The following is a 23,226-nucleotide window of genomic DNA, read 5'->3' as shown; positions in this document are numbered from 1 at the left end:
CTGTTTATCTGAGCCTTATTATATGCTTTACTTAATCGATTTAGTTTGAATTAAGCATGCAAATGACTAACTTAAGCGTAGGCAAATTAGTTTATCTGAAGTTTTGCGCTTAATTGAATTGAATCTTGGATGCTAAATAACTTGTGCAGCTATGATTGGCGTGAACCTTGCTCGCTAACTTTATATTAAGCTAAGTACAGATATGGCCCTAAGTAGTAAAACAAGTAGTTAAAGACGTAACTCATTTTTGAAATCACGGTGGTAATTTATCGATCGTACTAAAAGCATAATGTGATTAACTTTTTCAAGATGCACATTTTCAGCATCTCTTTTCCACAGTGATAGGAACGACTATGCAAGACATTAACTTAAGAATTAGCCTAGATAAATATTATCAGCAAATTAAGGCGGTCATAATTGACAAACAGCACCCTATATCGGGGTTATTGCCGGCTAGTACTGCGATAACAAATCATGGTAATTATCAAGATGCGTGGGTAAGGGATAATGTTTACAGTATTTTAGCGGTTTGGGGACTAGCGTTAGCATATCGCCAATTGGATGATGATGGAGGGCGTGGATTTGAGCTTCAACAGCGCACAGTAAAATTAATGCGTGGTTTGTTACGGTCAATGATGAGTCAGTCAGCTAAAGTCGAAGCCTTCAAAAAAAGCCGTAGTCCAGATGATTCCCTGCATGCAAAATATGATACCGCGACCGGCGACAATGTAGTGGCAGACCATGAATGGGGACATTTGCAAATTGATGCGACCTCTGTATTTTTGCTGACACTAACGCAAATGATCGCATCTGGATTAGAGTTAATTTGGAGCGATGAAGAAGTTGATTTTATTCAGAACTTGGTGTTCTACATTGAACGGGCTTATCGCACACCAGATTTTGGTATTTGGGAGCGCGGGGCTAAATCTAACAGCGGACATGTTGAGCTAAACGCAAGTTCGTTAGGCATGGCCAAAGCCGCGTTGGAAGCATTATCAGGATTTAATTTATTTGGCGCTAAGGGCTCACAAAATTCTGTTATTCACGTTGTACCGGATAATATCGCTCAAGCCAATATTACGCTAAGTGCTATGTTACCAAGGGAGTCCATTACCAAAGAAATAGATGCAGCTTTGTTGAGTGTTGTCGGCTTTCCGGCGTTTGCGGTTCCAAATCAAACGCTTTCGGATAAGGTACGGAACGATATTATTGGTAAACTTGAAGGTAGATATGGGTTAAAACGTTTCCTACGTGACGGCCACCAAACCGTGTTAGAAGATGAAGGTCGTCTTCACTATGAAGAACAAGAGCTAAAACAATTTGAAAACATTGAGTCAGAGTGGCCTTTGTTTTATGCCTATTTGTATTTAGACGCCATTTTTAGAGATGACAGAGAGCAAGTGGAGCATTATCGAAGTCGTTTAGACTTGGTGATGGTTGAGCAAGAAGGTCATCTACTGCTTCCCGAATTGTATTATGTGCCTTTAGAATCCATTGATAAAGAGCGAAAAACTCCACATTCGCAAGATCGTTTGCCAAACGAGAACGTTCCTCTTGTTTGGGCTCAGAGTTTATTCTTATTAGGCGCGATGTTGGAAGATGGACTGTTGCGTCCGGGTGACTTAGATCCGATCGGACGTCGACATGTTAAACCTGTCAAACAACCAGTTGTTCAACTAGTATTTTTGGCTGAAGACGAAGCACTGCAATCTGAATTGGCAGGCAGTGGACTAATGACGGAAACGATCAGCGATATTTCACCGGTTAAGGTTTGTCGACCAGAAGACATTGCAACTATGTATTCGCAAGTCGGTGCGAATCAGTCGTTAGGATTAACTGGGCGCTCTTTTAGGATCCCCAAAAGTTTAACCACAAGCCGAGTGTATGTATTAGGCAAATCACGTTTTGTTTGCTTAACCCCATCTTTTATTCAACAAGCGTTCTTTTTAAGCTATGACATCGATTTTATGGTTCGACGCTTCAAAAGTGAGTTGAGTTATTTGCATCGAAATTGGACGGAAACAGGCAGACCTACCGTGACCGTTATGTTAACTCGTCAAATGTTAGATGCTGACAGAACTTCCTTTTTCGAACTGATAAAAAAGATTGATTCCGGTTACGTAGACGGTATTCCTGTGAAAATGGGCAAAATGGCGCAACTCACTCCTACAGCGGCAATTGAGCGTTTTGATGATTTGAATGGCTATGCGTTACCAAATGAAATATCCATTAGTGTTACGCCATTTAGAACTACATTAATCTCTAGCGGCTCCAATGCACCTTTAACACAAAGTGAAGAAGTTGAAATCTCCTTTATCACTGATACGCAATTGCTAGCAGATAGATTGGCCGCCTCAGATAATTTATTTGAACAAGTCGAAATTTTATCGGTATTGGTAAAACTTCAAGGGTTGGATTCAACCATTACCTACAGTGATACCTGTTATCGATTAACAGACGCGCTTGAAGAGGTTTATAGTGAAGCAGGGCGCTTACGGCTTTGGTCTGTATTGCGCCATGCAGCAGGCTTATTAGAAAAAGTAGATGGTGATCTTGGCTTAGTGGTAAGCGCAATCCTGGTTGCCCAGAAAAACATTCAAGTTGGGCGTTCTTATACCGACGAATCGCTTATATCTAGGCCTTTAACTGATGACGAGTTATTAGCAAAAATTCATCATTATTGCCGTGATGATGTGCGCGACCAAATTTTAACCCAAGAAGTGTTGTTATGCCTTGGATTGTTAATTAAAGCACGTCCCGAATTATTCAGAGAATTAATGACGATCCGTGTCAGTCACCTAATTATATTGCTTACCAGCCAAATTGCGCGTTCACAGAAGTTAGCTACCGATGAAGCGTACGAAAGTTTGATGGCCATGGCACCGTCGGTCATTCAGGAACGCTTGGAAGCGGTATTAGAAGATTATCAATCGCTCTCTGATTTACCGCAAAAAATGGAAAAATTGCATGCTAAAGGTATTTCCGAAAAACTAAACTGGCAGCAAAACTTAGGGCTTGAACAACTTTCTACGCCGAAAGATGGCTGGTTAGTGTGGCGACAACATCAGGGGATTATTGACCGTCGTTCTGCATCTTTCAATCAACAGATTTGGCAAATTTTACACCATACGCCAGGGCTAGTGATTGGTAATAAGATGGACCGCAGGAATCGCATTGATAGCGGTATTGTATTGAGTGATATGACTCCTGGAGAAACAGCCTTTGCGCTGATAACCGAACACCTGTTGAATAATATTCATGCCGCAGAATATCGCCAATTAACCATTGAATCATTAAATGCAATGGCAAGCTTTTTTGAACAAAATTCAAGTTTGAAAATCGATGAGCCGATTATTGTTGATGCTACTATCGGTCACGCTGTCAAACTAGCTTATATCGACAAATATCCCGATAGAGTAGATAGTTATACCGATTATAAGAGTCAGGCATGGGATTATTTTTACACTCTATCACCACAAAAAACCACAGCATTTATTGTGTCTGCTCTGAGTATGTTATTAACGGTTCGCTCTAGTGCGAATGAACAGTTTGAACCACAACAGGATGACAAAAAGAAGGTCAATTCTGAAGCAGACGAGTAAAATACGTTTAACAATGACTAAGTTTAAAAAAAAACGTATAGCGCAAATTAAAGCTGAGATTACGAATAGATTATTGGTGTTTTTCACGGTAATCTATTCGTTCAGAAAATGATTTAACGGAGTAAAGTTATGTTTAGTCACATTATGTTAGGTGCAAATAGCATAGAAGAGTCGAAAGCGTTTTATGATGCTACTTTCGCTGAGTTAGGTTGCAAACCTGGTGTCATTGACCCTAAAGGTCGCTGTTTTTATATAACTGATACTGGTATTTTCGCAATTACTAAACCAATTAATGGTGAGCCTGCAAGTCATGGTAATGGCAGTACTATTGGTTTTTCAGTAGATAGTCCAGAACAAGGAAATGCTTGGCATGCTGCTGGTTTGGCAAATGGTGGTACTGACTGTGAAGATCCTCCTGGGATCCGCAAATCTCCTTCAGGTGACATGTATTTAGCTTATTTGAAAGATCCAGCAGGAAATAAACTCTGTGCTTTGAAGCGCATGGGCTAAGCGTTACATTATTTATATTTATGTCTGCCGAATAAGGCAGGCATAAATTGTTAACTTGTTATCTTGTTATCTTTTTCTTATACCTCTTATTCAGTTTTTCCGTCACAATTTTCTGTCAAATAAATTTACACTTTCACTCCTTTAAGCAACCTGCTTGTTTTTATGTTTTTGTTTTTACAAAGATAAATATTTTGGCCTATGTTATGCTTGCTCATAAAATGAACAAAACTCAGGGAGTAGAGGTATTATTGGGTTTTAAGATAAAACATGTTTACATTTGATAAGGATTAATCTAATGAAAATAAAAAACCTTGGCATTTCGCTATTCTTCGTCTCCTCTTTTAGTGCTAACGCAGGATTGTTAGGACTGGATTTAATTGAAACTGGCGATGACGCTATCTCTGACATTACCAGTTCTTTGGTTGTTTCCGGTGGTGGTGTAAGTGTAATTGCAGGTAGTGAAACCTTTGTAGGGGCAATTGGTGATGGTTTCAGCAGTAACTCTGCCCAGTCTGGTATTTTTTCCGGTGTTAATATTACTGATGGCTCTTCTACTGTCAGTATGGGAGAAGGTGCAGTATTAACCAGTGGTACAGCGAACATACCTAGTCTTAACACAGAAACAAGTTTTGACCCTTTCATTCCAGGAACCGGAGGTGATGCAGACTTAACCGCAATTTTGAATGATGCGGGTGCGCCATCATCAATAACCAATGATGTCAATTATATAGAATTTGATTTCATGTTGGGCGCAGGTTTTAACGCTATATCTCTAGATTTCATATTCGGTAGTGATGAATTCCCAGATCAGGGAGTCACTGATGTGTTCGGTGTATTTGTAGATGGAACCAACTATGCGTTTTTTCCAGATTCAAGTTTAGTGTCATTTGTTGAAGGAGCTAATGCGAGTAACTTCTTGGATAATACAACAGGATTATTCGATATTGAGTATGATGGATTTAGTCAGAACTTAAATTTAATCGGTCTGGTTGATGAAAGTTTAACTCAGCATACCCTTAAAATTGCTATCGCTGATACGTCAGACAGCGTTTATGACAGTGGCGTATTCTTAAGTAACTTAACTGGTATTTATACTGACAACGACGGTGGAGTGAATAATCCACCGACTACCAACGTCGATGAACCTCTAGGCGTTTTTTTATTGCTCAGTGGACTAGGTTTAATGATGCGGTTGAGACGTCGTAGCTAAGTGTATTTGTGAGAATATAAGAGACCAAGTTTAGCTTGGTCTTTTTTTTGTCTGTAATCTCACTTTTGCAGTTGAAGCTTATATCATCCCAATGTGCCTAAATTAATGTTGCCTTTTTACAGCAGTTTTAATTGGACGAGATCTGAAAGTGCGTGACTGCGAATGAGAGTTTTTGCGTTCTCAATATCAGGTGAAAAATATCTATCTTTATCGTAAAAAGGTACTTTTGAACGCAGTAAACGCTTAACTTTTTCGAGTTGAGTACTGGATGTCAAAGGCGCTCTAAAGTCCACGCCTTGGCTTGCTGCAAGCCACTCAATGGCTAATATTCCCGCCACATTATCATAGATATCTCTTAATCGACGGGCAGCAAAAGTAGCCATGGATACATGATCTTCTTGATTTGCAGAGGTTGGCAGTGAATCTATAGACGCCGGATGAGCATAGGTTTTATTTTCGCTAGCTAGCGCTGCACAGGTGACTTGGGCGATCATAAAGCCGGAATTGACCCCGCCATTTTCAACTAAAAATGGGGGTAAACCGCTAAGATTATTGTCGATCAGTAATGCCATTCTGCGTTCTGCCAAAGATCCTATTTCACACAATGCAATGGCTAACATATCAGCGGTCATAGCAACCGTTTCAGCATGAAAATTGCCGCCAGATAAAATATCTCCGCTATCTGCAAACACCAGTGGGTTGTCTGATACGCCATTCGCTTCAACAAGCAGGGTTTGCGCGGCAAATCGTATTTGCGCTAAACAGGCACCCATTACTTGAGGCTGACAGCGCAAAGAGTAGGGGTCTTGTACTTTGTTACAGCCTTGGTGGGAATTGCCTATAGTGGAAGATGCCAATAGTTGTCTATAAGCCGCTGCGATATCCGTTTGCGCTTGATGTCCACGGACAACATGAATACGTTCGTCAAAAGGCACTCTCGAGCCCAACGCGGCTTCCACGCTTAAACTGCCGATTGCAATGGCACTGTTTAATGCGTTTTCGGCATAAAACAAACCTTGCAGGGCAAAAGCGGTTGACGCTTGTGTTCCGTTTAACAGCGCAAGCCCTTCTTTTGGTGCCAATGCAATCTTCGATAACTTGGTGATTTTTAATGCCTTTTTAGCTGGGTATTTTTGACCTTGAAAAAAGGCTTCACCTTCACCAAGCAGCACTGCACTCATATGTGCTAATGGTGCTAAATCGCCAGACGCTCCAACTGATCCTTTTTCTGGAATGGCTGGATAAACTTGCGCATTAAATAGAGTGATAAGGGCATTAATGACACTTAATCGAATACCTGAAAATCCCCTTGCTAATGAGTTAATTTTTAGAAACATCATTAACCGAACGGTATTATCAGGCATGAAGTTACCTGTACCAGCAGCATGGGATAACACAATACTGCGTTGTAATGCCTCTAATTCATGTTGCGGAATTTTGGTGTTTGCAAGTAAGCCGAATCCAGTATTAATACCGTAAACTGTTTTGCCTTTTTCGATGGTATTTAACACTGTTTCTTCAGCGGCATTAATGCCTTCAATGGCAGACTCATGTAACTCCAATGGAACATGCTTGCGATGAATCTTAGCTAATTGTTCAAGACTAACCTGACCTGGTTTTAAGATGATTTTAGCCATGGTTAGCCTCTTCTATCATAGGCAAATCTAAGCCTTTTTGTTTTGCACATTGAATTGCAATATCATAACCGGCATCAGCATGGCGCATGACTCCTGTGGCTGGATCATTAAGCAATACTCTTGCTATGCGCTCATCTGCCTCGGATGTTCCGTCACAGACTATGACTACCCCAGAATGCTGGCTAAATCCCATACCAACACCGCCACCATGATGCAAACTTACCCAAGTCGCGCCACTAGCCGTGTTTAACATTGCATTCAATAGGGGCCAATCTGATACAGCGTCTGAACCGTCTAACATACTCTCTGTTTCACGGTTAGGGGATGCGACAGAACCAGAATCCAAATGATCTCGGCCAATTACAATGGGAGCGGAAAGTGCACCTGAGCGAACCATTTGATTAAAAGCTAGACCAAGTTTTTGTCGTTGTCCTAAACCTACCCAACAAATTCTAGCGGGCAGACCTTGAAATTGAATTCGCTGTTTGGCCATATCTAACCAATTATGTAGGTGAGGATCATCACTGATCAGTTCTTTTACTTTGGCGTCAGTTTTATAAATATCCTCAGGATTACCAGAGAGTGCGACCCACCGAAATGGACCTATACCTTGGCAAAATAATGGACGAATATAAGCGGGCACAAAACCTGGAAAATCAAATGCATTATCAACTCCCGTTTCAAATGCCATTTGACGAATATTGTTACCATAATCTAGCGTTGCTGCTCCCTTAGCCTGTAAGCGTAACATTGCGTTGACTTGTACCGCCATTGACTTTTTAGCAGCTAGAACTACTCTATTTTCATCTTTTTTACGTATTTTAGCAGCTTGATCAAGTGTCCAGCCCTGTGGAAGGTAACCGTTTAGAGGATCATGGGCACTGGTTTGATCGGTGACTACATCGGGAATATTGTCTGATTCAGCAATTTCACTAAATACGTCAGCGGCATTTCCCAATAATCCTATTGAGATGGCTTCACCATTTTGTTTCGCTTGCTGAAGTAATGCTAAGCCATGATTCAAATTTTTGGCTTTTTTGTCTAGGTATCCGGTTTTTAAGCGGAAATCTATGCGGCTTTCATCAACGTCTACCGCTAACATTGAAAAGCCTGCCATGGTCGCCGCTAAAGGTTGAGCTCCACCCATTCCTCCTAAACCACCGGTTAAAATCCATTTGCCTGCTGCTTGTCCATTAAAGTGTGCCTTGGCGATACTTACAAATGTTTCATAGGTTCCTTGAACTATGCCTTGTGAACCTATGTAAATCCAAGAACCAGCAGTCATTTGCCCGTACATCATTAGACCTTGTTTATCTAACTCATTGAAATGTTCCCAAGTCGCCCAGTGAGGTACTAAATTTGAGTTGGCGATGAGTACTCTAGGGGCATTTTTATGGGTCGGAAATACGCCTACAGGTTTACCACTTTGCACCAATAGAGTTTCGTCATCGTTAAGCCGTTTTAGCACTTCTACGATTTTATCAAAACACGGCCAGTTTCGTGCTGCGCGACCAATGCCGCCATATACTACTAACTCATGAGGATGTTCTGCGACCTCAGGATCTAAGTTGTTCATTAACATCCGCATTGGTGCTTCAGTTAACCAACTTTTAGCGGTTATATTGCTGCCTGTTGGCGCTTTTAATATGCGTTTGGAGTAACGTTTGTTCATGCTTGAATGTCTCTCAATTAGAGGACTCTTGTTAAAGAGCCTGAAAGTCTAGGTGGCCACCCAATCGATATCGATTGCCTGGATGGTAAAGGCTGGCAAAACTCACTATGCCTTTAGCTGAAAAGGTACGACGTGAAATCAATAAACAAGGTTGTTCTATAGCAACAGATAGTGCCGCTGCAATGTCTGGTGTAGGTAATAAAGCTTCTATTACATGGTCTGCTTCGGTTAGTGGGGCAACCTGATTAAGATAGCGATTAGCCGTTGTATTGTTAAAATCCTGCTCGATGTAATCTTGTGCATAATGAGGATTTACTAAACGGTCTTCTAATTGAATAGGCGTATCGTTTTCTAGGTGAATTATTTTAGTATTGTAAACAAGAGACCCGACAGCCATCCCTAACAAATTTGCTTGATGTGTATTGGCAAATATTTTTTGTTGGCATATCACCTGATTCGAATAACTATGACCCCGTTTTAAAACTTCGTCATCAATACTATTAATTTCTAACATTGAACTCATAGGTCGCTGATCATTCACAAAGGTTCCTAAACCTTGCGAACGTAATAAGATCCCTTCGTTAACTAAATCTGTCAGCGCTCTTCGTGCCGTCATCCGGCTAACACCAAATTGTTCAGCTAGTTTATTTTCAGAAGGAACCTTATCCCCATGCTGCATTGTGCCATTGGCTATTTGTGCCAATAGATGGGATTTTATTTTGACAAAATGTGAGGCCATTAAATTGTTATTTTATTGTAAATAAAATGCATCTTACTTGTATATACAAGTTACCGCAAGTACACTGATTACTCGTGCAACGGTACTATAGAGATCTTATGTCGAATCCCTGCGATTACCTTATTTACAACGTTCAAATAGCTACTATGTTGACTGGCTCTGCCCCCTATGGCGAAATAAAAAATGGCTGCATCGCAATAGACGGCGAGCGCATCGTTTATGTTGGTGAATTGTCTAATTTTTCTGGAAATGCGAAAAGCAAATTTGATGGCGGTGGAAAGTGGATATTACCCGGCTTTATTGATTGTCATACTCACCTAGTGTATGGCGGTGACCGTGCCAATGAATTTGAAAGGCGACTCAACGGTGAAAGTTATCAAAGTATTGCTGCTAAAGGTGGTGGCATAAAAAGTACCGTAAACGCAACCCGTAAAGCGACAGCAGATGAGTTATTAGCGTCTGCAATATTAAGGGCTACTGCGTTAGTCAATGAAGGTGTCACAACGTTGGAAGTCAAATCAGGTTACGGTTTGGACTTAGACACTGAAATAAAAATGCTACAAGTTGCAAAAAAATTAAGTGACGAATTACCCGTTAATATTCTTGCAACTTACTTGGGTGCCCATGCGTTGCCAGCAGAATTCGCTCAGGACGCGGATGCTTATATTGATTTCGTTTGTGACGAGGTCATGCCTAAAATAAGCGAATTAAAGTTAGCTGACAGTGTGGATGTGTTTTGTGAAAGTATCGGTTTTAGTCCAGCTCAATGTGAGCGAGTATTTAAAGCTGCTCAACAGTTTGGGCTAACGATTAAAGCTCATGTAGAACAACTTAGTGATTTAAAAGGTGCGAAGTTAGCATGTGATTATCATGCTTTATCCGTTGATCACATTGAATATCTGCCTGCATCTGATGTATTTAATTTAAAGCTATCCGATACTGTTGCAGTTTTGCTTCCTGGCGCGTTTTACTTTCTAAATGAAACACAGAAGCCGCCCATTGAAGCATTACGAAAGCAACAAGTACCAATGGCTATAGCCACCGATTTAAACCCCGGAAGTTCTCCTATCGCATCAATTCTCACCTGTGCCAACATGACTTGTGTGTTATTCGCACTAACCCCTGAAGAAGCATTGCGAGGCATTACCGTAAACGCTGCCAAAGCGTTAGGCTTAAAAGACCGAGGAGAAATAAAAGCTGGGTGCCGAGCCGATTTGTGTTTATGGGATATTTCCCATCCAGCGCAACTCGTTTATACAGTAAATCAATACAAACCCGTTAGTAAATGGTTTGGAGGCAAGCTTGTTTAGTCAAAATTCTCATTTTCATTGGACTGGACGAGTCGACAATGAAGGCGGAATTAACAGCCGTCGCTGGCATCAAGTCATGGAACAAACCACGTCGCAAACGGATATCGCTTTATTGGGATTTAGTTGTGATCTTGGTGTGGCAGTCAATAAAGGCCGAGTAGGGGCGAAAGCCGGTCCTAACGCGATTCGCGCTAGTCTGTGTAGTTTGGCTTGGCATTTAGACAAATCAATTAAAGATCTGGGAAACCTGGACTCCCAGCATAACCTGGAAGAAGCGCAACACAATTATTCTCAACAAATTAATGCTGCGTTAAATTCATCAGCGTTTGTAATTGGTTTGGGCGGCGGACACGAAATTGCCTTGGCCAGTTACTCTGGCTTACGCAAAAATGTGCAGGCTAAAACAAAACCTAAAATAGGCATTATCAATTTCGACGCGCATTTTGATCTGCGCATACCGTCGCCTAATGCAAGTTCTGGTACCGCTTTTTACCAAATAGCGCAAGCTTGTAAACAATACACTGAGGCATTTCATTATACCTGTTTGGGCGTTGCTAAACCGGCTAATACGCAAGCATTGTTTCAATGCGCGCAAACACTAAAGGTAGGCTATTTATTAGATGAAGATTGTCAGTTAGATGCGGCGAAAGCGTTGCTTACACCTATGCTGCAAGAGGTTGACGAACTTTATGTTACTGTTTGTTTAGACGCTTTTTCTGCGTCCCTTGCTCCTGGTGTTAGCGCGCCAAGCTCTTTCGGTATTTCGCTGCCTTTTGTTATATCCATCATTCGATGGTTGACCACCCAGCAAGCACAAATGAATTTTAAATGGAGGTTAATGGATATTGCAGAACTGAATCCAGTATTCGATATTGATTCTCGAACCGCTAAGTTAGCGGCTCGTATTTTGTTTGAATCAGTTCATGCAAAAGCAGTGAGTATCGACAATAGCGTTTAATTTAAATTTTGCAGGTACCAATCTGCTACTAGTTTTCGCTCTTCATTTGTCATTTGAGTTTTATTTAAAAAGGGCATATCACGAGTCACGAATACCCGTTGATAAATGACGCTTAATTTGTTTTCCACATCTTTCCAATCATCCATAACTAAGCCCAGTGGAGGCGACGGAAACATGGGGTCTGTTGGTGTTTTTGAATGACAAGAAACGCAGTGGCTATCTAACACTTGTTTCACTTGGCTTTGAGAGACTAATTCCGTGCCTTGCTTAGTTTGTGGCTCTGATGTGGTTAATATATTCGGAGCAGAAACCCAAATTGCAATTGCCAGCATAGCCACAGCACCACTAATTAAGATTGACGGTTTAAATACACCGAGATGTTTTAAATTGAAAAAGTGTCTTATCCATGCCGAAACCACACATAGTGCTATCAACACTAGCCAGTTCTGCTCGTGTAAATAAGTCATGGGATAATGATTGCTAATCATGATGAACAAAATAGGTAGGGTAAGGTAGTTGTTGTGTACTGAGCGTAACTTAGCTTTCTCTCCCCAGCTTGGGTCGACCTCTTGTTTGTTCTTTACGGCATCAACCATGGCTCTTTGTGACGGCATGATTTGCAAGAAGACGTTTGCCACCATGATAGTTCCAATCAGCGCTCCGATATGTATGTAAGCGCCACGCCCGCTAAACCATTGGGTTGCCAACCAAGCCGCAACCGTTAACAGTATTAATAGAAAGATCGCGAATAACAATGGGCTTTTTGCTAACGGACTGCGGCAGGCTACTTCATATATCAACATGCCGCCAAATATTAACCCTAAACCCATTAATACAGCTTGGCTTTGGGTTAACTCCATAATATTAGGATCGATTAAAAAAGCAGACGCTCCAAAGTAATAAACTAAAATAAGTAAACTAAATCCACTTATCCAAGTGGTATAGGCTTCCCATTTAAACCAATGTAAGGTTTCTGGGATTTTTTCAGGGCCGTATTGATATTTAGCGACTTCGTAAAAGCCACCTCCATGAACCGCCCACAAATCGCCTTTAATGCCTTTGTTCTTTTTCCATTCCGGTGGTTGCTGTAAGTTGTTATCTAACCAAATAAAGTAAAATGATGCGCCAATCCAAGCCACACCCGCGATAACGTGAAACCAACGAATAAACAACGATACCCAGTCCATCCAAACCATTTAATTGCTCCTCGTGGGTTGTTTAAACACCGCTTTTCCGGCGATGTAAGTGGCTTCAGTGGTTCTTTCATCTGCCAACATGCTCAATGCAAATAACACATCAGAGGGTAAGTTGACAGTCCCTTCTGTTATTAAAGAATCTGTTCTTATTTCACTAAGCTGACTAAATTTAGGATCCAGTACGACAAAATCTGCATGACTACCTGGATTTAAATTACCAATACTATGTTCCAGATCTAATGACGCTGCGGTACCTTGGGTCATCATATAAAGGCCACTTAATGCAGACAGCTTACAATGATTAAGTTGGCAAACTTTATAAGCATCCCCCATGGTCCTTAGCATATTAAACGAAGTGCCGGCACCAACATCGGTCGCCAACGCGACATTTACAGATGATTGCCTTGCTTTGTCTAGGTTAAATAAGCCGCTGCCTAAGAACAAATTAGAAGAGGGGCAAAAGGCAATAGTTGCTTGTGTTTGCGCCAATAAATCCCATTCAGCTTGCTGTAAATGAATACAATGACCAAACACACTGCCTTTTCTGACTAGGTGATGATGATCATATACATCTAAATAGTGTTGATGTTGTGGATAAAGTTCTTTTACCCACGCAATTTCATGCATATTCTCAGATAGGTGAGTTTGAATATATACATCTTGGTATTGTTGCGCTAATTCGCCTAAAGACGCTAACTGCGCTTCAGTGCTTGTTGGTGCGAATCTTGGTGTTAATGCGTATTTAGTGCGATTTTTGTTATGCCATTTTTCAATCAGTTCAGCGCTGTCTTTTTGCGCTGACGTTGGACAGTCTTGTAAATCTTCAGGACAGTTTCGGTCCATGCAGACTTTACCAGCAATCAGCGCCATTTGATGTGCAGTCGCGGCGCTAAAAAGTGCATCCGTAGCTTGCTTATGCACGCTGGAATACACCATTGCAGTAGTGGTTCCGTTACAAAATAACTGGCTTAAAAATAACTCAGCCATGGCATGGGCATAGTCATGGTTCTGAAACTTAGTTTCTGTTGGGAAAGTAAAGTTCTGTAACCATTGCAGTAACTGTTCACCATAGCTAGCTATCATCTCGGTCTGTGGGAAATGTAAATGGCTATCAATGAAGCCTGGAACTAACAACTTACCTCGGTAGTCTTCAACCGCTAAAGACACATACTCGTCGGGCAACGCTGAATAGTGGCCAATTGCTTCGATTTTACCGTTACGCGTAACCAAATAACCGTCCTTATAGAACGCGTAACCCTCATCTGGAGAGCTTGTTGTCAAAGGGAAGTGCAAAATACTACTGCGAAATATTTGTAAATCTGATTTCATATAGTATTAGCTGCCTCGGTAACTACTGAAACCGTACGGCGATATCAATAAAGGGACATGATAATGGCCGCCGTCTTCAGGTAAATTAAAGCTGACATCAACGAATGGGTAGAAACTCTCACCGTGTTTTTCGATTAAATAGGTTTCTACATAAAAGCGCAATTGATATTGACCAGCAATAAAATTAACGTCGCTCCATTGATTACAACGTCCATCATTATCCGTTTGAGCGTCAATAATTTTGCCATCAGGAGTCGTGAGTTGTAGGGCTAAATCTGGCACAGGTTTTCCCGCTGCCGTATCAAGTACGTGACTAGATAAGCTATTCATAGATTTCTTCTCTGTTTAGGCGGTTAAGCCTTTTTTGATTCTTAATAGTGCAATTTTTAGCTGTTGCTCTGCTGCTAACCCAATTTCAGTTTTACGATCGTTATGAATGCGCTTCTGAATCGCAGCTAACATGTTCTCAGCGCTTTGTCCGGTGGCACAAATAATGAAAATAAACTGATTTTTTTCAAGGTACTGCTGATTTAAGCGGTGAAGTTCCTGTAACACTTTTGGATCTGCGCCTATGGCACTGGCTTGTTCTTGTTCCGCTAAAGCGGAAGTATTAGCAAACTTAGCTTCTAAGGTTGCAATATCTCCGATCATTGGATGGGCTTTAAAGGCTTCTAAATAGTCTTCCTCAGTGAGTGAAGGCCATTTATGACTAGCGACCTCGTTAATTTGTTCAATTGATGTGAAAGGTCGAGACTGCACCATGAATGTAGACCAAACAGAGGATTCACAGCAACTTTTAAACCATGTGTAAGCTTCGTGGTCTGGTAATTTATTGAGTTCATCTAAGGTCATAATAATTTCGCTATTTCTTTGGTTTGTAACCAAGCAGCTTGGCTATTTTGCGATTCATTTGATTCATGTTTATTGAGTAAGCCAATGAGTTGACCGGCAATAGAGACGGCAACTTCAATAGGGCGTTTACCTGGAATATCAGTAATACCAACAGGACAGACTAATTTTTCTAGCATTGGGGCGCTAATCCCATGATTAGCTAAGCGTGTTCGAAAACGTTTGGCTTTTGTTGCAGAACCAATCAAACCTAAATATTCGACACTATCGATATTTAACGCTTTGTGGACCAGTTCAAAATCCAATTGGTGATCATGGGTCATAACCAATACGTAATTGACTGGGTATTCATCCAAAGCGTCGGTGCAATCTTCAGCAATTAAGGCGCTTACATTGGTGGGTAACTGAAGTTCTGATTTATCTACTTCATCAAACATCTCTTGGCGTGAATCAACCCAGACAATATTCAAAGGAAGTTGCGATATTATCGGCACTAGCGCCTGAGCGACGTGACCTGCGCCGAAAAGCATTAACTGATTAACGTGCTGGCAGAATACTTCAAATAATACATGAGTCGCACCGCCACAGCATTGGGCTAATTTAGCACCTAAAGGAAAATACTCTACATGTTGACTTTGGCTTTTTAGGGTGAGTAATTCGCGAGCTTTTTTAATCGATAAATGTTCAAGTTGACCACCGCCAATGGTGTCAAAAATCCGATCTTCGGTTACCACCATTTTGGTACCTTGCGCTCGAGGCGTTGATCCTACAGACCCCATTACGGTCAACACAACATAAGCTTTTGCGTTATTTTGGCAGTGCATTACACCATCAAACCACTGGTTCTTCATCATGCTGGAGTGTCCATCGAAGTACGGATGTTTTGACAAGCTTTTAGAATTTTCTCAGGGGTGGCCGGGGTATTTAATTGTGGATCTAATGCATAGTTAGAAACACTGGAAATTGCATCCTTAATTGCACACCAAACGGATATCGCCAACATCAAAGGTGGTTCGCCCACCGCTTTAGAGTTGTATATGGTATTTTCAGTGTTGGCGTGGGGATAAAGTTCGACATTAAATTCCCTAGGGGTATCACCAATTGCTGGAATCTTATAAGTTGCGGGATTATTACTAATTAGTTTACCGGTTTTATCCCACAATAATTCTTCGCTGGTCAACCAACCCATGCCTTGTATAAATCCTCCTTCAATTTGGCCAATGTCGATGGCTGGATTGAGGCTGTTACCGACATCATGGAGAATATCCACACGTTCTACTCGCATTTCACCGGTTAGGGTATCAATTAGCACTTCGCTACACGAGGCGCCGTAAGCAAAATAGAAAAAAGGACGCCCTTTGCCTGTTTCCCGATCGTAATGAATTTTTGGGGTTTGGTAGAAGCCGGTAGTTGAAAGTGATATGCGCTCAAAATAGGCTGCTTGGATCAATTCGGCAAAGGGGATTTTAAAATCCTGAATACAAACATGCTGATCGACAAACTCTACATCATTGACGCTTACAGATTGTTGGTTTGTATTTTGTTGTTGCGCCGATTCTCTTGCGAATAGCGCGAGCATTAATGGCGCTAAACGTTGTTTAATTTCAATACACGCATTTTGCGCGGCTTTACCATTCATATCTGTACCACTAGATGCAGCGGTGGGAGAGGTATTGGGCACTTTATCGGTGCGTGTTGCTGTTACCTCTATTTTATCAATTGGCAAGCCAAACTCGTTCGCTACCACTTGCGCCACTTTAGTATGTAACCCTTGACCCATTTCGGTGCCGCCATGGTTTACTTGAATACTACCGTCAGTGTAAACATGCAGCAGCGCACCCGCTTGATTAAGGTGTTTAGCGGTAAATGAAATACCAAATTTTACCGGAGTTAATGCCAAACCTTTTTTAATAATAGGGCTGGATTGATTGAATTCTTGGATTTGTTTTCTGCGATTCCAATAATCACTGCTGTGTTCCAATTTTTCGAGCAAATCAGGCAGAACATTTTGCCCGATTGGCATTCCATAATGGGTTTCATTTACCCCAACGTTTTGGTACAAGTTGCGTTTTCTAGCAGTGAGCGGGTCTATTTTTCTATGCCGAGCAATCTTATCTAGCATGTCTTCAGCAACTATCATTCCTTGGGGGCCACCAAATCCTCTGAAAGCGGTATGAGATACTTTATTGGTTCTGCATCTATGTCCAACCACTTCGGTTTGACCGAGGTAGTAGCCGTTGTCAACGTGAAACATTGCACGGTCAACTATTGCATCAGATAAATCAGGGGAGTGTCCGCAATCACCATTAATTTCAAATTCACTGGATTGAATGAGTCCGTTTTGATCAATGTTCACTTTATATTTGTTAGTAAATGGGTGACGTTTCCCTGTCACCTGCATATCCTGCATTCTCGGTAGGCGTATTTTTACTGGCACTGATTGACGATGGGCCAAAATCGCGGCTATGCATGCCCATTGTGCTGCTTGTGTCTCTTTACCACCAAATCCGCCACCCATGCGACGCATATCAACGGTGACTTTGTTGATTGATACATCTAGCACTTCAGCAACCAATTTTTGCACTTCGCTTGGATGTTGACTAGATGTATAGATCATCATTCGATCTTCTTCTTGGGGAATAGCAACTGAAACTTGACCTTCGAGGTATAAATGTTCTTGGCCACCTACCTCTAAACAGGATTCAATTTGCTCAATATTGTTGTTCTTAATTTGAGATGGGAGGGTCTGTTGCATTTTGTGCGCAGGACGCACAAATTCCTGTTTTTGATGAGCTTCTTCAGTGCTCAAGGTTGCTGATGATGGGCTATATTCAATCTCGGCGTTTAGAACAGCTTGTCTAGCTAATCGAGTAGATGTGGCTAAAACTGCGAAAATAGCCTGACCATTAAACGAAATTTGATCGCTGGTGAGTATGGGATCGCCTTTAAATACAGGCCCAATGTCTGCGTGCCCTGGAACATCCTCAACTGTAATTACATCGACTACGCCAGGGCTAGCCCAGACTTTTGATAAGTCCAGTTTTTGAATCTGCCCACAAGCGATCTTGCTGGTTCCGATAGCAGCGAATAAGGTATTGGCTGGTAAATTTTTATCATCAACATAAATAGCTTTACCTGTTACGTGACGATTAGCACTATCATGTTTACTGGATGTTCCAATCTTGCCACTAGGTGTTTTGTCGATTGCCAGATCAATTAATTTACGCATGATTTACCACCCGTGTTTCAATTATATTATTTTGTTGGGTGTTCTCTAACCAGAATCGATGCCATAAATTCACCACTAAATCAGTGCGATATTGGGCCGAAGCGCGCACATCGTCCATTGGTTTAAATGCATTTTGCAAAAGCTGCTTACCCAATTCTAGGGTTTCAGAGGCGTTCCATGTTGCGCCTTGCATTGCTTGTTCAAATTCGTTCGCAGTTACAGGAGTCGCAGCAACACCTCCAAATCCGGTACTTATATTTTCAATTTTATTGTCTTTTATAACAACATGAAAAACGGCGCAAACAGCGGAAATGTCATCCTCTATGCGTTTTGAAACCTTGTAGGCTTTTAAAACTGCGTTTGTTTGCAACAGGGGAAGGTGAACAGAATCAATCCATTCCCCGTTTTGCATCGCTGTTTTACGATAATCTAGAAAAAACGATCTGGCGGGCACTTGTCTGGTGGCATTGCCATTGTCTAACAATATTTGCGCATTTAATGCCAACAGAACCGGCGGCATATCACCAATGGGAGAGGCGTTAGCTACATTTCCACCAAGGGTTGCTTGATTCCGAATAGGCACAGAAGCAAATCGCCACAATAATTCATCTAAGCTTGGGAAGTGACTCAGTAGTGTGGGTTCGATTTGGTTAAATGGTAGTGCTGCCCCAACCTGTAAATGGGTGTCTGTGACTGTTAATTTGTTTAGTTCTGGAACAGATTTAAGGTCAATCAAACAGTCCAAATTGTTTAATTGTTGGGTCACCTCTAATGCCAGATCAGTGCTGCCTGCAACATAACGAGCTTCAGGGTAGGTTTTGACCAGCTCCGCTAATGCTTGTCGTGTAGTCGGTACATATAGCCCATCTAATCCCGCATTCTGATTTTTGATGGCCTTTAAACTTTCTATTGTTTGCTGTTCAACCTGATCAAATTTGTCGGCGGTTTTAGATTGGCAACTATTTAGCGCTGCATCGATAATAGGGCGGTATCCTGTGCAACGGCATAGGTTGCCCGATAATGCCAACTCCACATTGTGTCGGCTGTTTGGCTTGTCTTGATGATATAAAGCAAAAAGCGACATCACAAAACCAGGTGTGCAAAAACCACATTGAGAGCCATGCTGTTCTACCATTGCCGATTGCACCGGGTGCAATTGCTTGCCATCAGACAAATGTTCTACAGTGATAAGTTGTTTACCCTGCAAAGCACTGGTAAAAGTAACGCAGCTATTGATTGACTTGTATTCAATACCATCTTGTTGCTCATTCAATTGCGCTAATACTACAGTACAAGCACCGCAATCACCTGAAGCACATCCTTCTTTAGTACCACACAACCCTTGATGTTCACGAAGGTAGTCTAAAACCGTTAAATCTGTTTCCACTGAGTCAATATCAGTCTTCACATTGTTAAGTAAAAATTGAACCATAGTTTTTCCCGACTACCGATTGGTTATCCATTATCTTATATATCAATGTTCTAGATTATTTGAACAAACTAATATTGCGAATTTTTGTTTTGCTTGATTACCTTTATACATATAATATAAAACCTGACCAGCTGGTCAACTTATATTGAATGTAATTGATGATTTTATTTAAAATAGTTTGCATGGCGACTTAGAAATGCCAAGAACTAATGATACATTGTCAAAAGGAAGATAGATGCATGCCTTAAAAGGCTTCAACCTTCAATAACAGAAATAATGGACCATGACTGATAATAAAATCAATAAAGAAGGCCGAATAGGCGCAGCAAACAAACAATTAATATTAAATGCAGCAGAACATGAGTTCGCAAAACATGGATTTAAAGGCACTCGCATTCAGCAAGTTGCTGATAGAGCGCAATTACCTAAAACCAATGTTCTTTATTATTTTAAGAGTAAAGAAAACCTATATCTTGCAGTTTTACAGCAAATCTTAGAATTATGGAACTCGGTTTTTGATGAAGCTACTAAAGATGATGATCCAGCGGAAGTGTTAGCCAGATACATAAAAGATAAAATGGAATTTTCATTAGTTAGACCAGAAGCTTCTCGGATATTCGCATTAGAGATCATCAACGGTGCTCCAAATCTTTACGGTTTTTACAAAGACCAACATGCAGCTTGGATGAAGGGGAGAGTTGAAGTTATTAAGCATTGGATGGATGAAGGTAAAATTCAAGTTTCCAATGCCCATTATTTGCTTTACCACATCTGGGCGTGTTGTCAGCACTATGCAGATTTTGCAGTACAAATTACTCACCTTGAGGGTAAAGAAATGGATAGAGCGGAATTTGAAAATGCGACTAAGTCGATTATAAGTTTAATTTTGAAGGGTTGTAGTTTAGACATACCTGAGCAATATCGATAAGAAGGAATAGAAATATGCAATCCTATCCTCGTGATCTCAAAGGGTACGGGCAATTCCCACCAAAGCCTAAATGGCCTAATAAAGCTAAAATTGCCATTCAGTTTGTGTTGAATTACGAAGAAGGTGGTGAAAACTGCGTATTACATGGAGATGAATTCTCAGAAATATTCCTGTCTGAAATCATAGGTGCCAAAGCCTATGCAGATAGACACCAAAGCATGGAAACCTTATATGAATATGGTAGTCGAGCCGGTTTTTGGCGGATTTATCGTTTACTCAACGAGTTGAATGTCCCGGTAACCGTTTTTGGTGTCACCATGGCGTTGCAGCGAAATCCAGAAGCTGTAGAGGCGATGTTAGCGTCGAATTGGGAAATTGCTAGTCATGCCATGCGTTGGATTGACTATCAAAATATGCCAATTGAAAAGGAGCGTAAGTTGATTGATGCGTCAATCCATTTACACGAGAAAATAACCGGCACTAACCCTAGCGGCTGGTATACCGGCAGAACCAGTCCGAACACCCTTAAGTTAATCGCAGAACGAGATGATATTCTTTACTGTGCAGACAGCTACGCCGATGATTTGCCTTATTACGACCATCACTATAGTAAACCGCTTTTGATTGTTCCTTATACCCTTGATACCAATGACATGCGTTTTGCTACACCCCAAGGGTTTAATAATGGCGAGATGTTCTATCAATATTTAAAAGACGCATTTGATACTTTATATTTGGAAGGGGAGCATAGCCCTAAAATGTTGTCGATTGGTTTGCATTGTCGAATTATAGGTCGTCCTGCAAGAATAGCAGCGCTGCGTCGTTTTATTGAATATGTGCAGAGCTTTGAAGATGTGTGGATGTGTACCAGAGAGCAAATAGCCCAGCATTGGCTAACTCACTTTCCCGTGGAACAATCAAAGCGATAATAAAGAGCAGATATGAACAACTTAATTCAACTATTACCAAAAACGGAATTGCATCTTCATATCGAAGGTACTTTAGAGCCTGATTTATTACTTGAGCTGAGTAAAAAACACAAGCTTAAATTACCTTATCAAAGCATCGACGAAATTCATAAGGCGTACAATTTTGAAGATCTACAAAGCTTTTTAGATCTGTATTATTTAGGCGCATCTGTGTTGGTTGACGAAGATGATTTTTATCAGTTGATGTGGCGTTATTTGCTGAAGTGCAAAGAACAAAATATTGTTCACACTGAAATGATGTTCGATCCTCAAACCCATACGCAAAGAGGGATTGCTTTCGAAACGTTTATGTCTGGGTTTATTCGCGCCATTGAGGATGCGAAGCAACAATGGGGTCAATCTAGTTTGTTGATAATGTCATTTTTACGGCATTTAAGTGAGCAAGAAGCCATCGATACTTTACAATCCGCTATTCCTTATTTTGAACATATCGATGCAGTAGGATTGGATAGTTCAGAATTAGGTAATCCACCTGAAAAATTTGCGCAGGTATTCGAACAAGCCAGAACCCTTGGTTTGCCGTGTGTCGCCCATGCCGGAGAAGAAGGACCGGCGGATTATATTTGGCAAGCCCTCAATTTACTGAAAGTAGATAGAATCGATCACGGCGTTAGAAGCAGTGATGATCCTAAATTGATACAAACACTGGCAGAGTTGCAAATGCCGTTAACTGTGTGTCCTTTATCAAACACTAAACTTTGCGTGTTCGATGATATGTCAGAGCACAATATTCTCGAGCTATTAGAAAAAGATATTCTAGTCACTGTGAATTCAGATGATCCTAGTTATTTTGGTGGCTACTTAAATGAGAACTACCTAGCGTTACACCAGGCGCTCAATTTAAACCAAGAACAACTTATAACCTTAGTTAAAAACGGCTTCACAGGAAGTTTCCTTTCAGCGCAAGAAAAACAGCAATGGGTGCAGGAAATAGACAAACTAATCCAAACCCGAATTTAACATCACTACCGCTAAACTAGTGTTGGCGAGTTAAGCGTTTAATCAGTGTTTTATGCTGTGGAAAATCTTTTGTCAATGTTTGTCTTTCGGCTAATTGCATATCTTCATACTCAAATCCAGGAGCTACGGCCTCACCAATCAATCCATATCCGTTTTCACCTGTTACCGAAATGGTTGAGGCTTTCCACACACCGCCTTTTACAACAAACTGGTACTCATGTCCGGCAAGTACGTCAGGACCCAACACTTTCGTTTCTAAACTCCCATCAGGGTGTATAAGATAATAAGTGATTGGATCACCGGCATGAAAATAATGCATGATGTCTGACGTATTGCGATGAAAGTGCCCTATGGGACTATCCGCAGTGAGTAGGTAATATATTGACGTCATCGTCACCCTAGAGCCCTTTGGCGTGTTGACTAGAGGTTGACTGTCTGCTTTAAATGTTTGTTTGAAGTAGCCACCTTCGACATGTGGTTCCAGAGCTAATTTTTCGACTAATTGTTTAATTGTTGGATTTTGCTTATGTTCTGCCATATTGACTTGCTGATGACTTTGTTGTGCACAAGCACCTAAGGATAACGCTAAAAAACTTGCAGTGAGATAATATATGGGTAACTTCATTAATATGCTTTGAGTCGGTTTAATTAGGTTACTTACTATATCAAGGAGTTT

General features: G+C 41.1%; 19 protein-coding genes. 8 read left to right on the top strand and 11 right to left on the bottom strand.

The window, feature by feature from the left end:
• Positions 1-353: 353 nt before the first annotated feature.
• From Q4567_RS07745 to Q4567_RS07735, 3 genes are all read left to right on the top strand, one after another.
• Positions 354-3,602 (top strand): glycoside hydrolase family 15 protein, encoded by a 3,249-nt coding sequence (locus Q4567_RS07745; RefSeq protein ID WP_303499991.1) that lies wholly within the window; start codon positions 354-356, stop codon positions 3,600-3,602.
• 129 nt (positions 3,603-3,731) lie between these two features.
• Positions 3,732-4,112, top strand: a complete 381-nt coding sequence (locus Q4567_RS07740; RefSeq protein ID WP_216046672.1) for a VOC family protein — start codon at positions 3,732-3,734, stop codon at positions 4,110-4,112.
• 295 nt (positions 4,113-4,407) lie between these two features.
• Positions 4,408-5,322, top strand: coding sequence for a choice-of-anchor L domain-containing protein (locus Q4567_RS07735; protein ID WP_303499990.1), 915 nt, complete (start codon positions 4,408-4,410; stop codon positions 5,320-5,322).
• 116 nt (positions 5,323-5,438) lie between these two features.
• Here Q4567_RS07735 and hutH read toward each other — a convergent pair whose 3' ends face one another.
• The 3 genes from hutH to hutC are packed head-to-tail and all read right to left on the bottom strand — an operon-like array spanning position 5,439 to position 9,370.
• Positions 5,439-6,959, bottom strand: coding sequence for a histidine ammonia-lyase (hutH, locus tag Q4567_RS07730; RefSeq protein ID WP_303499989.1), 1,521 nt, complete (start codon positions 6,957-6,959; stop codon positions 5,439-5,441).
• Positions 6,952-8,631, bottom strand: a complete 1,680-nt coding sequence (gene hutU / locus Q4567_RS07725; protein ID WP_303499987.1) for a urocanate hydratase — start codon at positions 8,629-8,631, stop codon at positions 6,952-6,954. Before hutU ends, hutH begins: the two co-directional genes overlap by 8 nt.
• Before the next feature lie 31 nt (positions 8,632-8,662).
• Positions 8,663-9,370: a histidine utilization repressor gene (gene hutC, locus Q4567_RS07720; RefSeq protein ID WP_216046668.1), complete on the bottom strand. Its 708-nt coding sequence runs from the start codon at positions 9,368-9,370 to the stop codon at positions 8,663-8,665.
• Between the two features lie 98 nt (positions 9,371-9,468).
• Between hutC and hutI the strand changes: the two genes are divergently transcribed.
• Positions 9,469-10,680: an imidazolonepropionase gene (gene hutI, locus Q4567_RS07715; protein ID WP_303499986.1), complete on the top strand. Its 1,212-nt coding sequence runs from the start codon at positions 9,469-9,471 to the stop codon at positions 10,678-10,680.
• Positions 10,673-11,638 (top strand): formimidoylglutamase, encoded by a 966-nt coding sequence (gene hutG / locus Q4567_RS07710; protein WP_303499984.1) that lies wholly within the window; start codon positions 10,673-10,675, stop codon positions 11,636-11,638. Before hutI ends, hutG begins: the two co-directional genes overlap by 8 nt.
• Here the strand turns inward: hutG and Q4567_RS07705 are convergent.
• The 7 genes from Q4567_RS07705 to xdhA are packed head-to-tail and all read right to left on the bottom strand — an operon-like array spanning position 11,635 to position 19,673.
• Entirely contained in the window at positions 11,635-12,834 is a 1,200-nt protein-coding gene (locus tag Q4567_RS07705; protein WP_303499982.1) for a urate hydroxylase PuuD, read from the bottom strand. The two genes, hutG and Q4567_RS07705, sit on opposite strands and share 4 nt — an antisense overlap.
• A complete protein-coding gene (gene guaD, locus Q4567_RS07700) occupies positions 12,835-14,163 on the bottom strand; it encodes a guanine deaminase (protein WP_216046664.1) in 1,329 nt (442 codons plus the stop codon).
• Between the two features lie 6 nt (positions 14,164-14,169).
• Complete coding sequence (gene uraH / locus Q4567_RS07695; RefSeq protein WP_216046663.1) at positions 14,170-14,493, bottom strand: hydroxyisourate hydrolase; 324 nt, start codon at positions 14,491-14,493, stop codon at positions 14,170-14,172.
• Between the two features lie 15 nt (positions 14,494-14,508).
• Positions 14,509-15,015: a 2-oxo-4-hydroxy-4-carboxy-5-ureidoimidazoline decarboxylase gene (gene uraD, locus Q4567_RS07690; RefSeq protein ID WP_216046662.1), complete on the bottom strand. Its 507-nt coding sequence runs from the start codon at positions 15,013-15,015 to the stop codon at positions 14,509-14,511.
• Positions 15,012-15,866, bottom strand: coding sequence for a xanthine dehydrogenase accessory protein XdhC (gene xdhC / locus Q4567_RS07685; protein WP_216046661.1), 855 nt, complete (start codon positions 15,864-15,866; stop codon positions 15,012-15,014). The genes uraD and xdhC overlap by 4 nt, the downstream gene beginning before the upstream one ends.
• Positions 15,863-18,241, bottom strand: coding sequence for a xanthine dehydrogenase molybdopterin binding subunit (xdhB, locus tag Q4567_RS07680; RefSeq protein WP_303499980.1), 2,379 nt, complete (start codon positions 18,239-18,241; stop codon positions 15,863-15,865). The genes xdhC and xdhB overlap by 4 nt, the downstream gene beginning before the upstream one ends.
• Positions 18,234-19,673: a xanthine dehydrogenase small subunit gene (gene xdhA / locus Q4567_RS07675; RefSeq protein WP_303499978.1), complete on the bottom strand. Its 1,440-nt coding sequence runs from the start codon at positions 19,671-19,673 to the stop codon at positions 18,234-18,236. The genes xdhB and xdhA overlap by 8 nt, the downstream gene beginning before the upstream one ends.
• A gap of 283 nt (positions 19,674-19,956) precedes the next feature.
• Here xdhA and Q4567_RS07670 point away from each other — a divergent pair, with 283 nt between their 5' ends.
• The 3 genes from Q4567_RS07670 to Q4567_RS07660 are packed head-to-tail and all read left to right on the top strand — an operon-like array spanning position 19,957 to position 22,550.
• Positions 19,957-20,601, top strand: coding sequence for a TetR family transcriptional regulator C-terminal domain-containing protein (locus tag Q4567_RS07670; protein WP_216046658.1), 645 nt, complete (start codon positions 19,957-19,959; stop codon positions 20,599-20,601).
• Between the two features lie 14 nt (positions 20,602-20,615).
• Complete coding sequence (gene puuE, locus Q4567_RS07665; protein ID WP_303499976.1) at positions 20,616-21,530, top strand: allantoinase PuuE; 915 nt, start codon at positions 20,616-20,618, stop codon at positions 21,528-21,530.
• A gap of 12 nt (positions 21,531-21,542) precedes the next feature.
• Positions 21,543-22,550 (top strand): adenosine deaminase, encoded by a 1,008-nt coding sequence (locus tag Q4567_RS07660; protein ID WP_216046656.1) that lies wholly within the window; start codon positions 21,543-21,545, stop codon positions 22,548-22,550.
• A 16-nt stretch (positions 22,551-22,566) separates the two neighbouring features.
• Here the strand turns inward: Q4567_RS07660 and Q4567_RS07655 are convergent, their stop codons facing one another.
• On the bottom strand, positions 22,567-23,175 hold the full coding sequence (locus tag Q4567_RS07655) for a cupin domain-containing protein (RefSeq protein WP_303499974.1): 609 nt from the start codon (positions 23,173-23,175) through the stop codon (positions 22,567-22,569).
• Positions 23,176-23,226 lie beyond the last annotated feature (51 nt).

Origin of the sequence: Aliiglaciecola sp. 2_MG-2023, from assembly GCF_030548145.1 — a bacterium.
In the GTDB taxonomy this organism is placed as follows: Bacteria; Pseudomonadota; Gammaproteobacteria; order Enterobacterales; family Alteromonadaceae; genus Aliiglaciecola; species Aliiglaciecola lipolytica_A.
The sequence above is the reverse complement of the archived record's forward strand: the minus strand, read 5'-3'. Positions and strand labels throughout refer to the sequence as shown.

Coding starts and splice junctions, on each gene's coding strand:
- puuE (WP_303499976.1), top strand. CDS start 20,616: ATGCAATCCTATCCTCGTGATCTCAAAGGGTACGGGCAATTCCCACCA.
- Q4567_RS07735 (WP_303499990.1), top strand. CDS start 4,408: ATGAAAATAAAAAACCTTGGCATTTCGCTATTCTTCGTCTCCTCTTTT.
- Q4567_RS07740 (WP_216046672.1), top strand. CDS start 3,732: ATGTTTAGTCACATTATGTTAGGTGCAAATAGCATAGAAGAGTCGAAA.
- uraH (WP_216046663.1), bottom strand. CDS start 14,493: ATGAATAGCTTATCTAGTCACGTACTTGATACGGCAGCGGGAAAACCT.
- xdhA (WP_303499978.1), bottom strand. CDS start 19,673: ATGGTTCAATTTTTACTTAACAATGTGAAGACTGATATTGACTCAGTG.
- hutH (WP_303499989.1), bottom strand. CDS start 6,959: ATGGCTAAAATCATCTTAAAACCAGGTCAGGTTAGTCTTGAACAATTA.
- Q4567_RS07660 (WP_216046656.1), top strand. CDS start 21,543: ATGAACAACTTAATTCAACTATTACCAAAAACGGAATTGCATCTTCAT.
- hutC (WP_216046668.1), bottom strand. CDS start 9,370: ATGGCCTCACATTTTGTCAAAATAAAATCCCATCTATTGGCACAAATA.
- Q4567_RS07705 (WP_303499982.1), bottom strand. CDS start 12,834: ATGGTTTGGATGGACTGGGTATCGTTGTTTATTCGTTGGTTTCACGTT.
- Q4567_RS07745 (WP_303499991.1), top strand. CDS start 354: ATGCAAGACATTAACTTAAGAATTAGCCTAGATAAATATTATCAGCAA.
- hutI (WP_303499986.1), top strand. CDS start 9,469: ATGTCGAATCCCTGCGATTACCTTATTTACAACGTTCAAATAGCTACT.
- Q4567_RS07655 (WP_303499974.1), bottom strand. CDS start 23,175: ATGAAGTTACCCATATATTATCTCACTGCAAGTTTTTTAGCGTTATCC.
- guaD (WP_216046664.1), bottom strand. CDS start 14,163: ATGAAATCAGATTTACAAATATTTCGCAGTAGTATTTTGCACTTCCCT.
- Q4567_RS07670 (WP_216046658.1), top strand. CDS start 19,957: ATGACTGATAATAAAATCAATAAAGAAGGCCGAATAGGCGCAGCAAAC.
- xdhC (WP_216046661.1), bottom strand. CDS start 15,866: ATGATGAAGAACCAGTGGTTTGATGGTGTAATGCACTGCCAAAATAAC.
- uraD (WP_216046662.1), bottom strand. CDS start 15,015: ATGACCTTAGATGAACTCAATAAATTACCAGACCACGAAGCTTACACA.
- xdhB (WP_303499980.1), bottom strand. CDS start 18,241: ATGCGTAAATTAATTGATCTGGCAATCGACAAAACACCTAGTGGCAAG.
- hutU (WP_303499987.1), bottom strand. CDS start 8,631: ATGAACAAACGTTACTCCAAACGCATATTAAAAGCGCCAACAGGCAGC.